Source organism: Ramlibacter sp. (genome assembly GCF_013697775.1).
Lineage (GTDB): Bacteria > Pseudomonadota > Gammaproteobacteria > Burkholderiales > Burkholderiaceae_C > Ramlibacter.
Genome location: NZ_JACCWG010000470.1, coordinates 1 through 10,078, shown reverse-complemented (window position 1 = coordinate 10,078; position 10,078 = coordinate 1). Strand labels below are relative to the sequence as shown.

At 67.9% G+C, this 10,078-nt stretch carries 10 protein-coding genes; 4 read left to right on the top strand and 6 right to left on the bottom strand.

The annotated features are described in order from the left end of the window. Positions 1-747: class I tRNA ligase family protein (locus H0U68_RS23910; protein WP_296359467.1), on the bottom strand; the 747-nt coding region annotated here is incomplete at its 3' end. Between the two features lie 110 nt (positions 748-857). Continuing rightward, positions 858-1,868, bottom strand: a complete 1,011-nt coding sequence (locus tag H0U68_RS23905; RefSeq protein ID WP_296359465.1) for a bifunctional riboflavin kinase/FAD synthetase — start codon at positions 1,866-1,868, stop codon at positions 858-860. Positions 1,869-2,031: 163 nt separating this feature from the next. Between H0U68_RS23905 and H0U68_RS23900 the strand changes: the two genes are divergently transcribed. Next, complete coding sequence (locus tag H0U68_RS23900; RefSeq protein WP_296359464.1) at positions 2,032-2,589, top strand: HNH endonuclease; 558 nt, start codon at positions 2,032-2,034, stop codon at positions 2,587-2,589. A 13-nt stretch (positions 2,590-2,602) separates the two neighbouring features. Here the strand turns inward: H0U68_RS23900 and H0U68_RS23895 are convergent, their stop codons facing one another. From H0U68_RS23895 to H0U68_RS23880, 4 genes are read right to left on the bottom strand one after another with little or no spacing between them, the layout of a single operon-like run. Beyond that, positions 2,603-3,943: an alpha/beta fold hydrolase gene (locus tag H0U68_RS23895; RefSeq protein ID WP_296359469.1), complete on the bottom strand. Its 1,341-nt coding sequence runs from the start codon at positions 3,941-3,943 to the stop codon at positions 2,603-2,605. 2 nt (positions 3,944-3,945) lie between these two features. Continuing rightward, positions 3,946-5,061 (bottom strand): acyl-CoA dehydrogenase family protein, encoded by a 1,116-nt coding sequence (locus H0U68_RS23890; protein WP_296359462.1) that lies wholly within the window; start codon positions 5,059-5,061, stop codon positions 3,946-3,948. A 15-nt stretch (positions 5,062-5,076) separates the two neighbouring features. Next, positions 5,077-6,255: an acyl-CoA dehydrogenase family protein gene (locus H0U68_RS23885; RefSeq protein ID WP_296359461.1), complete on the bottom strand. Its 1,179-nt coding sequence runs from the start codon at positions 6,253-6,255 to the stop codon at positions 5,077-5,079. Positions 6,256-6,296: 41 nt separating this feature from the next. Continuing rightward, positions 6,297-6,959, bottom strand: coding sequence for a DUF480 domain-containing protein (locus H0U68_RS23880; RefSeq protein WP_296359459.1), 663 nt, complete (start codon positions 6,957-6,959; stop codon positions 6,297-6,299). A gap of 27 nt (positions 6,960-6,986) precedes the next feature. Here H0U68_RS23880 and purN point away from each other — a divergent pair, with 27 nt between their 5' ends. The 3 genes from purN to H0U68_RS23865 form a co-directional block, all read left to right on the top strand. Beyond that, positions 6,987-7,568: a phosphoribosylglycinamide formyltransferase gene (gene purN, locus H0U68_RS23875; protein ID WP_296359456.1), complete on the top strand. Its 582-nt coding sequence runs from the start codon at positions 6,987-6,989 to the stop codon at positions 7,566-7,568. Positions 7,569-7,570: 2 nt separating this feature from the next. Next, positions 7,571-8,833 carry an RsmB/NOP family class I SAM-dependent RNA methyltransferase gene (locus tag H0U68_RS23870; RefSeq protein ID WP_296359455.1) on the top strand — a complete coding sequence of 421 codons (1,263 nt, stop codon included), beginning with the start codon at positions 7,571-7,573 and terminating at the stop codon, positions 8,831-8,833. 115 nt (positions 8,834-8,948) lie between these two features. Further along, positions 8,949-10,078: fatty acid desaturase (locus H0U68_RS23865; RefSeq protein WP_296359454.1), on the top strand; the 1,130-nt coding region annotated here is incomplete at its 3' end.

Here is a 10,078-nt window from a genome sequence, read left to right as displayed (position 1 = left end):
GGGCGTCGTCGTCCAGATGACGGCGAAGGCTTCCTTCGTCAGCGATGGCAGACCGAACGCCGCGGCCAGCTTCGCCGGGTCGGCGGCCAGGAAGCCGACGTCGACGGCGCTCGACTTGCGATCCGCGTACTCGATCTCGAACTCGGCCAGCGACGAGCCGCAATCGAAGCACCAGTAGACCGGCTTCAGGCCGCGGTAGACGAAGCCGCGCTCGATCACGCGCTTGAACGCGCGGATCTCCTCGGCCTCGTTCTTGAAGTCCATGGTGCGGTAGGGATGGTCCCAGTCGCCCAGCACGCCCAGGCGCTTGAAGTCGCCGCGCTGGATGTCGATCTGCTCGGTGGCGAAGGCGCGGCTCTTGGCCTGCATCTCGTCACGCGGCAGGTTGCGCCCGTGCTTTTTCTCGATGGCGTTCTCGATCGGCAGGCCGTGGCAGTCCCAGCCCGGGATGTAGGCCGCGTCCAGGCCCTTGAGCTGGCGCGACTTGACGATCATGTCCTTCAGGATCTTGTTGACCGCGTGGCCCATGTGGATCTGCCCGTTGGCATACGGCGGGCCGTCGTGCAGCACGAATTTCTGGCGCCCGCACCGGGCTTCGCGCAGGCGCTTGTACAGGCCCTGGTCCTCCCATTCCTTCACCCAGCCCGGCTCGCGCTTGGGCAGGTCGCCGCGCATCGGGAACGGCGTGTCGGGCAGGTTGAGGGTGGCGCGGTAGTCGGTCTTGGTATCGGTCTTGTTGTCGCTCATGGATCACTCGCAAGGGGCTTCGACAGGCTCAGCCCGAACGGGAGCGGTCGGAACGAGGAAAGCCGTTCGCCCTGAGCCTGTCGAAGGGCGCGCAGCGCGGTGTGCGGGCTTTAAATTCGGTCGCGCGTGGTCTGGCGACGGGTTTCGGCGTGGGTGGATGCGAAGAAGGCGCGCGCCGCGTCGCAGTCGCGCGCGATGCCGGCTTTCAGGGCATCGAGACTGTCGTAGCGCAGCTCGTCGTGCAGTTTGTGCAGCAGTTCCACGCGGATGATTTTACCGTAGGCCCCTTCGGGGCCCAGCGCGCCGGGCCATTGCAGGCAATAGGTCTCCAGCAGCACCCGCCCGCCGTTGACGTCGTTCGGGTTCATCGAGGGCCGCACGCCCAGGTTGGCCACGCCGTCCAGCGGCCCTGTATCGAGCCCGTACACGCGCACGGCGAAGATGCCGCCGGCGGCCGGCTTCCAGTGGGAAAAGCGCAGGTTCAGGGTGCGAAAGCCGATCTCGCGGCCGAGCTTGCGGCCGTGCACCACGTGGCCGCTGATGCTGTAGGGGCGCCCGAGCAAGGCCCCCGCGCCGGCCATGTCGCCACGCGCCAGCGCTTCCCGCACGGCCGAGCTGGACACGCGCAGGCCGTGCACCTCGTAGCTGTTCATGCGCGCCACGTCGAAGCCGCGCCGGGCGCCGGTGGCGTCCAGCATCGCGTAGTCCCCCGAGCGCCGCACGCCGAAGCGGAAGTCGTCGCCCACCAGCACGTAGCGCGCGCCCAGGCCGCGCACCAGCACGTCTTCGATGAAAGCTTCGGGAACCTGGCCGGACAGCCGCGCATCGAACTTCAGGATGACGCACTGGTCGATGCCGCAGCGGGCCAGCTCGCCCAGCTTGTCGCGCAGGGTGGCGACGCGCGCCGGGGCGATTTCCGGCTTGCGGTGCAGCTCGGCGAAGTAGTCGCGCGGATGCGGCTCGAAGGTGAGCACGCAGCTGGGCACGCCGCGGTGGCGCGCTTCGCTGTTCAGCAGCGCCAGCATGGCCTGGTGGCCGCGGTGCACGCCGTCGAAGTTGCCGATGGTCAGGGCGCACGCGGGCGCGATGCCAGGGTGATGGAAGCCTCTGAAGATCTGCATCGGTATCTTTTTGATAGCACCGCATGGCGCCAGCGCGAGCCAAACAGGCCGCCGCGCTGCCACCGGTGCGTCACGAAAACAGGTTATATTGTGCTTGACGGCGCTGCCGTGTGCGCCGCCGGGCCTTTCGTTGTGTGTTCATCTCGATGGATGGAGGCGCGTTTTGAAGGTTTTGAAGCTGTCTGCCCAGGGGCTGCCGCAGTCCTGGATTTCGCTGGAACAGGCCGTGCTGCACTACGCCGCCGACCAGGTGCGGTGGGAAGCGGGCGCCGAAGTGGCCGTGTTCCGCGGCGGCCACAACGCGGCGACGGGCGAGCAGTCCATCATCACGGTCAACAGCATCATCGGCACCAAGGGCGTGCCGAACATCAATCCCTTCGAGCTCAAGCCCGGCCTGACCAACGGCAAGCTGTTCGCGCGCGACCGCAACGTCTGCGCCTATTGCGGCGGCGAGTTCGAGGAGGAAGAACTCACCCGCGAGCACATCATCCCGTTCGCGCAGAACGGCATGGACCACTGGATGAACGTGGTCACCTCCTGCCGCGCCTGCAACCACCGCAAGGGCAGCCGCACGCCCGAACAGGCTGGCATGCACCTGCTGTACACCCCCTACGTGCCCAGCCTGTGGGAAGACTTCATCCTGCGCAACCGCCGCATCCTGGCCGACCAGATGGAGTTCTTGATGGCGCACCTGCCGAAGAACTCGCGGCTGCACAGCTAGCGGCGTTCAGCGCTTAGTAGGTCAGCTCCAGCACCGACACGTGGTTCTCGGCCAGCGGCCAGCTGCGGCCGACCACGCGTTCGCCGTTGAATTCCGCAACCACCGCGCGCGGCAGGCCCGTGGGCTTCCCGCGCGAGCTGGCGACGCCGGCACCCAGCACCGCGCCGGGCGGCGGGTTCTGGCCGTCGAAGGCCATCTTGTCGCGCCCCGGGTCCAGGTACCCGCGCGGGCGGTTCATGATGACCAGCGACGGTGCGTTCTTATCCGCCTCCGGAACGCGCTCGGGCCGCATGTTCACCACCGCGCTGGAGCGCGGGAACGGGCTGCGGTAGAAATGCGTCGTCGCGTAGCCGGAAGCAGTCACCACGAACTCGTAGCGCGCATCGGGCTGAGCGGCGAACGGCCCCCAGGCGCCGTCGGCCGCGATCTGCGTTGCGTGCACCGCATTGCCGTGCCGCTCGCCGGACGTGGCATCGACGGCGAACACCTGCAGCGCCGCACCGGCCAGGCCGACGTTGCTGCCCGCACCGCTGACCTTGCCGGCCAGCGTGACCTTCGATTCCGGCAGCACGTCCAGCGTGGCAGGATCGCGCCCGGTGATGAAGCGGTACGTGGCCGCGAACGCGGCCGGCGAGAACGAGGTCTCGCGGTGGTCCACGCGCGGCAGCACGATGTTGGTGGCGCCTTTGAGCTCCGGGCCGGCGTAGGTCACGCCTGTGGCAACGCCGCGCTTGCCCACCCACAGGCCGTCGGGCTGCGCGTACTTGTCGTTGTTGTCGGAACGCAGCGTCAGCCACTTCACCGGCGCGTCGACCTCGTCGCCTGCGGCGTTGCGCGGCCGGTTCAAGGCTTGCAGAAACGGGCCGTGGCCGGCGAATTCGCTGGTGTCCGACATGCCCGCGATCGGCACCGCCCAGACGCCGTGGTTGGGCACGCCGCCGAGGATGGCGTGGCTCACCGTCCGCGCACCACCACCGTTGGCGATGTAGTTGCGGATCGCATAGCCACCGCGCGAGTTGCCCACCAGCACCACCTGCTTGGCGCCGGTGCGCGCCAGCACCTTCTCGACTTCGGCCTTCAGGTAGGCCATGTGCTCGGCCGACGCGCTGCGGCCGGCCTGCGCCTGCGCGTCGTCGTCGCGCGACTGCGGGTACGGCACGTCGATGGCGTGCAGGCGCTCGCGCGGCCAGCCGTTGGACTCGAAGCGCCAGATCACGGACTGCCAGATCGACGCGCTGTCGCCGTTGCCGTGGACGAAGACGATGGGTGGGGTGTCCTGCATGGAGGGTGTGCTCGCGCAGCCGGCCGCCGTGGCCGCGGCCAGCACCAGCAGGGCGTTGCGGCGCGTGAGCATGGTCAAGCGAACACCCCGGCCGTGTCCTGCATGTGCTCGGACACTTCGCCCAGGTGGTGCAGGGTGTCGCCGAACACCAGCTCCAGCTGCGTGAGCTTCTTGAAGTAGTGGCTGCCGATGTATTCGTCGGTGACGCCGATGCCGCCGTGCAGCTGCACCGAGTTCTGGCCGATGAAGCGCATGGACATACCCAGCTGGTACTTCGCACGCGCCAGCGCGCGGCGCCGCTCTTCCGGCGGCGCATTCAGCTTGAGCGAGGCGTAATAGCTCATCGAGCGCGCCAGCTCCAGCTGCATTTTCATGTCGGCCACGCGGTGGCGCAGGGCCTGGAAGGTGGCCAGCGTGGCGCCGAACTGCTTGCGCGTGTTCATGTACTCCACGGTCACCTGCATGGTCTTGTCCATCACGCCGACGGCTTCGGCGCAGACGGTGGCGATGCCGACGTCCACCGCATGCTCCAGCGCCGGCAGGCCGTCCTGCGTGACGAGCGCGGCAGGCGCCTTGTTGAAGCTCACTTCGCCAGCGCGGCCGCCTTCCTGCGTGAGGTAGCCGCGGGAGGCGACGCCCGCCGCTGCGCGCTCGACGAGGAACAGCGCGATCTTGCCGCCGGCGACGGCGGGCACGATGAAGGCGTCGGCCTGGTCGCCCGCGGGCACGATGCTCTTGGTGCCGGTGATGCTCCAACCGTCACCGCTCTGCGTGGCCTGTGTTTCGCACACATCCAACCGGTAGCGCGACTTGCGTTCCTGCTGCGCCAGCACCACCAGCGCCTCGCCGCCGGCGATCTTCGGCAGCCACTGCGCCTTCAGGTCCTCCGGCGCATACGCGCCCAGCACGCCACTGGCCACCAGCGTCTGGCCCAGCGGCTCCAGCACGATGCCGCGGCCCAGTTCCTCCATCACCACCATGGCTTCCACCGGGCCCATGCCCATGCCGCCATGGTCCTCGGCGACATAGATGCCGGCCAGGCCGAGGTCGGCCATCTCGCCGTAGGCGGAGCGGTCGAAGCCGCCCGCCTTCACGATGCCGCGCCTGCGCTCGAAGGTGTAGCTGCGGTCCACCCATTTGCGCACCGCGTCGCGCAGCTGTTCCTGGTCGTCGGAAAAATTGAAATCCATGTGTGTCTCCAGGAATCAGCCGAGAACGACTTGGGCAACGATGTTCCGCTGCACCTCGTTCGATCCACCGTAGATGGTGGTCTTGCGGTAGTTGAAATAGGTGGACGCGAGCGGCGCGCAATACGCGGCGCCCACGTGCTCGCCCTGCCAGCCGGCTTCCATCGCCTCGGCGATGAAGGGCAGGGCGTAGGGGCCGACGGCCAGCATCATCAGCTCGGAATAGCGCTGCTGGATCTCGCTGCCCTTGATCTTCAGCAGGCCGGCGATGTCCAGCGGGTTCTTGCCGGACTTCTCGGCCGACAGCACGCGCAGCACCATCATCTCCAGTGCCACGACATCCACTTCCAGCTTGGCGATCTCGTCGCGAAAGCGCCGGTCTTCCCAGGCGCCCTCGGCCTTGGCGATGCGCTTGAGCCGCTCCAGCTCGCGCTTGGAGCGGTTGACGTCGGCGATGTTGGTGCGCTCGTGCGACAGCAGGTGCTTGGCGTAGGTCCAGCCCTTGTTCTCCTCGCCGATCAGGTTGGCCGCGGGCACTTCGACGTTGTCGAAGAACACCTCGTTCACCTCGTGCTCGCCGTCCAGCATGATGATGGGGCGCACCGTCACGCCCGGCGACTTCATGTCGATCAGCAGGAACGAGATGCCGGTCTGCGGCTTGCCTTCGTTGCTGGTGCGCACCAGGCAGAAAATCCAGTCGCCGAACTGCGCCAGCGTGGTCCAGGTCTTCTGGCCGTTGACGATGTAGCTGTCGCCCTTGCGCTCGGCCCGGGTCTTTACCGACGCCAGGTCGGAGCCCGAACCGGGTTCGCTGTAGCCCTGGCTCCACCACACCTCGCCGCTGGCGATGCCGGGCAGAAAGCGCTGCTGCTGCTCGGCCGAGCCGAACGCCATGATGACGGGCGCCACCATGACCGGCCCGAATGGAATGATGCGTGGCGCGCCGGCCAGCGCGCATTCTTCCTCGAACAGGTGCTTTTGCACCGCGGTCCAGCCGGGGCCGCCGAACTGCGTGGGCCAGCCGTAGCCCAGCCAGCCCTTGCTGCCCAGGATCCTGGCCCAGCGCTGCAGGTCGTCGCGCGACAGCCGCAGGGCGTTGTGCACCTTGTTTGCGATGTCGTGCGGCAGGTTCTCGCGCACCCAGGCGCGGATGTCTTCGCGAAAGCGCTGTTCGTCAGGCGTGAAAGCTAAGTCCATGGAGTCTCCAGTCGACGCGATGTTCTAGCACGGTCGTTCGCTTATGGGTGTCCGGGCTGTGACATTCCGAGCTGCTCGCGCATGTCCTGCACGGCAGCGCGCAGCGCCGCCACCTCGGTTTCCAGCGCGGCCACGCGTTCCTGCAGCACCGAGCCGCCGGTTTCGACGGAGGGCGCTTCCACGAAGGCCGCGGCATCGACCGGGCCGCACAGCAGGTGCGTCCAGCGGGGCTCGCGCGCGCCCGACGCGCGGGCCAGCTTCATGACCAGCGGCCCGCCTTTCTCCTCGGAGCGTTCCTGCAGCTCGTCCAGGAACGCCTCCACGGAGGAAATGTCGGCGAAGCGGTACCAGCGCTCGGTGTTGATGCGCAGCTCGCCGGCCGTCTGCGGGCCGCGCAGCAGCAGCAGGCCCAGCAGCACCGCGGACTGTTCCGGCACGCCATAGGCGCGCTGGAAGTTGTGCTCCCAGCGCGCCACCCGACTGCCGGTGGTCTGGAACGCCAGGCTCAGCTGCTTGAGGGCATCGAGCGCTTCCTGCGCCTGGCCCTCGCTCACGTTCATGGCGGGTTCGCGGCTGCTTTTCTGGTTGCAGCCGGCAACCACGGAATTGAGCGACAGCGGATAGCTGTCGGGCACGGTACGCGCCTTTTCCATCAGGGTGCCCAGCACGCGGGCTTCGGTCGGGGAGAGGGGTCTCAAGGGCATGGGAATGGGCAGGGATAATCGCCGGCAATGAAGAACATCGTGATTCTGATCTCCGGCGGGGGCTCGAACATGGCAGCCATCGTGCGGGCCGCACAGCGCGACAACTGGCGCAAGGCCTGCGGCGCGCAGATCGCCGCCGTCATCAGCAACCGGCCGGACGCCGGCGGCCTGGCGCTGGCACGCGAGCATGGCATCGCGACGGACGTGGTGGACCACAAGCGTTTCGACACCCGCGATGCGTTCGATGCGGAGCTGGCGCGCGTGATCGACGTGCGCCAGCCTGCGCTGGTGGTGCTGGCCGGCTTCATGCGCATCCTGACGCCCGGCTTCGTGGCGCGCTACCGGGGCCGCCTGCTCAACATCCATCCCTCGCTGCTGCCGGCGTTTCCCGGCCTCCACACGCACCAGCGGGCGCTGGACGCCGGCTGCAGGTTCGGCGGCGCGACCGTGCACCAGGTGACGGCGGAGCTGGACTACGGCCCCATCCTCGAGCAGGCCATCGTGCCCATTCTCCCCGGCGACACCGCGCAGGCGCTGGCCGCGCGCGTGCTGACGCAGGAACACCTGATCTATCCGCGCGCCATCGCGCAATTGCTGCGCGCACTGTAAACATGCACCCCAAAGCCCTCCTGGACGCCTGCGCCGAACTGGTCCGCGCCGCGCTGAGATTCGAGCACCCGGCCGACGCCGTGGTCTCGCGCCATTTCCGCGAGCACCGCGCGCTCGGCCCGCGCGAACGCGCGACCCTGGCGGAAACCGTCTACACGGTGCTGCGCAAGAAGCTGCTGTTCGAGCAGTTCGCCCTGTCGGGCAGCGGCTCCAAGGAGCGGCGCCTGGCGATCCTGGGTTTTGCCGGAGAACGCGACTTCCTCAAGAGCGCGCTCAACGAACAGGAAAAGGCCTGGCTGGACGCGTGCGACGCGATCGATCCCAAGGATCTGCTGGAGCGGCACCGCCACAACCTGCCCGAGTGGCTCGCCGAGCGGCTGAAGGCGCAGCTGGGCGACGATTTCTGGCCGCTGGTGGACAGCCTCAACCAGGCTGCGCCGCTGGACTTGCGCGTCAATGCGCTGGTCGCGAAGCGTGAGGACGTGCAAAAGGAATTGCAGCAGGCCGGCATCGCCGGCGCGCCCACACCGTACTCGCCCTGGGGGCTGCGGCTGGCCGGCAAGCCGGCGCTGACCAAGCTGGACGCCTTCACCCGCGGCGCCATCGAGGTGCAGGACGAAGGCTCGCAGCTGCTGGCCCTGCTGCTGGACGCGCGGCGCGGCCAGATGGTGGTGGATTTTTGCGCCGGCGCGGGCGGCAAGACGCTGGCGCTGGGCGCGGCCATGCGCAACACCGGCCGGCTGTACGCCTTCGACGTGTCGGCCCATCGGCTGGACGCGCTCAAGCCGCGGCTGGCGCGCAGCGGGCTGTCGAACGTGCATCCGGCCGCCATCGCGCACGAGCGCGACGAGCGCATCAAGCGCCTGGCCGGCAAGCTCGACCGGGTGCTGATCGACGCGCCGTGTTCCGGCCTGGGCACGCTGCGCCGCAACCCGGACCTGAAGTGGCGCCAATCGCCGCAGGCGGTGGAGGAGCTGAAGGCCAAGCAGGCCGCCATCCTGGACAGCGCGGCACGGCTGCCGAAGCAGGGCGGGCGCCTCGTGTACGCCACCTGCAGCCTGCTGGCCGAGGAGAATGAGGCCATCGCGCAGGCGTTCGGCGCGGCGCACCCGGACTTCCGGCCGGTGCCGGCGGCGGGCGTGCTGGAGCAGCTGAAAGTGCCCCAGGCCGGCGAGCTGTGCACCGCCGACGGGATGTTCCTGCGCCTGTGGCCGCACCGGCACCGCACCGATGGTTTTTTTGCTGCCGTCTGGGAAAAATCCTAATTTGGCTCTGCTGGGGAAATAACCAGCGCCAGGGCGGAACCCCCACACGTAAAATCGCTCTGACGCAAGCGAGACGCGGCAGCCCGCCCGTCCCAATGAAAGAGATCCGCACCGTATGTTGCTTCCCGACTGGGCCGTGTTGAACGCGGCGATCGACTGGCTGGCCCATGGCGCACTGAACCTGTCCTGGTGGCAGATCGTGCTCTACACGCTGGTGACCACCCACATCACCATCGCAGGCGTGACCCTGTTCCTGCACCGCGCCCAGGCCCACCGCGCGCTGGACCTGCACGGGATTCCGTCGCACTTCTTTCGCTTCTGGCTGTGGCTGAGCACCGGCATGGTCACCAAGGAATGGGTGGCGATCCACCGCAAGCACCACGCCAAGTGCGAAACGCCGGACGATCCGCACAGCCCGCAGACGCGTGGCATCGACACCGTGCTGTGGCGCGGCGCCGAGCTCTACCGTGCGGAAGCCAAGAACCAGGAAACCATGGCCAAGTTCGGCCACGGCACGCCGGACGACTGGGTCGAGCGCAACCTGTACACGCGCTTCAGCTGGCAGGGCGTCGGGCTCATGCTGATCATCAACATGGCGCTGTTCGGCGCGGCCGGCGCGGCTGTGTGGGCGGTCCAGATGCTGTGGATCCCGATCACCGCGGCCGGCATCATCAACGGCATCGGCCACTATCTGGGCTATCGCAACTACGACTGCCCCGACGCCAGCGTCAACGTCTTGCCCTGGGGCATCCTGATCGGCGGCGAAGAGCTGCACAACAATCATCACGCGTTCGGCACCAGCGCCAAGCTCTCGTCGAAGTGGTATGAGTTCGACATCGGCTGGATGTATATCCGGATCCTGCAGATGCTGGGGCTGGCCACTGTCAGGAAGGTGGCGCTTGCGCCCAGGCTCACCGCGCCGCGTCCGCATATCGACGCCGCCACGCTTCAGGCGGTGATCACGCACCGTTATGACCTGATGCAAGCCTATGCACGGGGGCTGCGCAGGACCTGGCGCGAGGAAATCGGCCGACTCACGGCCGCGGGCGCATCCGGCAGCAGTCATCTGGCGGCCATGGTCTCCGGAAGGTCGCTTCTGAACGTGGTGGGGCAGGACGGCGGACGCATCACGGAAGGGCAGAAGCTCAAGCTCGAGGATGCCTTTGCCGCGAGCGAGAAGCTGCGTTATCTGGTGGAGATGCGCGATGAACTGGTCGCCACCTGGGAGCGCAGCCATATGACGTC

Excerpts from the sequence above, each read along its gene's own strand:
- H0U68_RS23870 (WP_296359455.1), top strand. The coding sequence starts at position 7,571 with ATGCACCCCAAAGCCCTCCTGGACGCCTGCGCCGAACTGGTCCGCGCC.
- H0U68_RS23895 (WP_296359469.1), bottom strand. The coding sequence starts at position 3,943 with ATGCTCACGCGCCGCAACGCCCTGCTGGTGCTGGCCGCGGCCACGGCG.
- H0U68_RS23890 (WP_296359462.1), bottom strand. The coding sequence starts at position 5,061 with ATGGATTTCAATTTTTCCGACGACCAGGAACAGCTGCGCGACGCGGTG.
- H0U68_RS23905 (WP_296359465.1), bottom strand. The coding sequence starts at position 1,868 with ATGCAGATCTTCAGAGGCTTCCATCACCCTGGCATCGCGCCCGCGTGC.
- H0U68_RS23885 (WP_296359461.1), bottom strand. The coding sequence starts at position 6,255 with ATGGACTTAGCTTTCACGCCTGACGAACAGCGCTTTCGCGAAGACATC.
- H0U68_RS23880 (WP_296359459.1), bottom strand. The coding sequence starts at position 6,959 with ATGCCCTTGAGACCCCTCTCCCCGACCGAAGCCCGCGTGCTGGGCACC.
- purN (WP_296359456.1), top strand. The coding sequence starts at position 6,987 with ATGAAGAACATCGTGATTCTGATCTCCGGCGGGGGCTCGAACATGGCA.